Genomic DNA, 1,361 nt, shown 5'->3' with positions numbered 1-1,361 from the left:
GGCGGGCACCGCAGGCGCGGCGGGGGGCGACTCGGCCGCGACTCACGCGGCGGGCGTCGAGTCCGCTGGGGCCGAGGCGGCCGGCGAGAGTGCGAGCGCGGGTGCCGAATCGGCCGGGCCCGAGGCGGCCGGCGGCGAGGCCGCGGTGGCGGGTGGCGAGTCGGCCGGGGCCGAGGCGGCCGGCGGCGAGAGCGCGGTGGCGGGTGGCGAGTCGGCCGGACCGGAGGCGGCCGGCGGCGACAGCGTGGCGGCGGGTGGCGAGTCGGCCGGGCCCGAGGCGGCGGGTGGCGAGAGCGTGGCGGCGGGTGGCGAGTCGGCGGCGCCGGAGACGGCGGGTGGCGAGAGCGCGGCGGCGGGTGGCGAGTCGGCGGCGCCGGAGACGGCGGGTGGCGAGAGCGTGGCGGTGGGTGGCGAGTCCGCCGGGGCCGAGGCTGCCGGCGAGACCGCGGGCGCTGAGCTGGCCGGGCCGGAGGCCGCTGGCGGCGAGAGCGCGGCGGCGGGTGGCGAGTCGGCCGGGCCTGAGGCAGCCGGCGGGGAGACCGCGGCGGCGGGTGGCGAGAGCGCCGCTGGCGAAGCGGCCGGACCCGAGGCGACGGGTGGGACGAGCGCGGCCGCAGGCGGCGAACGCGCGGCGGGTGGCGAGTCCGCGGCGGCCGGGCCCGAGGCGGAGGGCGCCGAGAACGAGGAGTCCGCGGACGGTGGCGCGGGCGGGCCGGCCGTCGAGGCGGACGAGGCCGAGGCTGGGCCGGCGCCCGGGGCCGCGTCGGCGACTCCGGCGACGGCCGAAGAGCGTGCGGCCGACGGTGCGCAGGCGGCGGAAGAGGCGAACGAGCTCGCGACCGCTCCGCCGGCCGAGGAGGCGGGCGGTGGCGGCGCGGTCGGCGTGCCGAGTGGGCCGGCCGCTGGGCCGATGGATTACGTCATCGACGCCGAGGCTGCGCTCGATGCCGAAGCCGCGAACGCGGCGATGGCCGACGGGGCGCCCGCGGATATCGTCGCGAGCTCGCCGAAGGCGATCGCGCAGACCGATGCGAACGCCGCGATGGCCGGGGCCGACAAGCTCGAGGCCGCGATCAACGCCGGCGGTGGCGGGGGCGGCGGCGGTGGAGCCGGGCTGGCCCAGGTCGGCGAGGCGGCTGCGGCGCCGCCCGTCGAGGTCGCGCCCGAAGGGAGCACGGGCGGCGCGGCGGGCGCGACCGGCGGCTCGGGCGTCGCGAGCGGCGGCGCCGGTGCGGACTTCGCCGAGGCCGGCGGCGCGGGTGGCCACGGCGGCGGTGCGGACTTCGCCGAGGCCGGCGGCGCTGGGCGCCGCGGTGCGGGCTTCCCGGCGGGCGCTGGCGGCGCGGGTGGGCGCCGGGGCG

Annotated in this window: 1 pseudogene; it reads left to right on the top strand. The window is 82.7% G+C overall.

The annotated features are described in order from the left end of the window. Positions 1–1,361, top strand: a pseudogene (locus OJ962_RS34180) (hypothetical protein); the annotation flags it as partial.

It is taken from the genome of Solirubrobacter deserti (assembly GCF_027587175.1).
Classification (GTDB): domain Bacteria; phylum Actinomycetota; class Thermoleophilia; order Solirubrobacterales; family Solirubrobacteraceae; genus Solirubrobacter; species Solirubrobacter deserti.
Note: the sequence above shows the minus strand (reverse complement) of the source record. Positions and strands in the feature narration are given on the sequence as shown.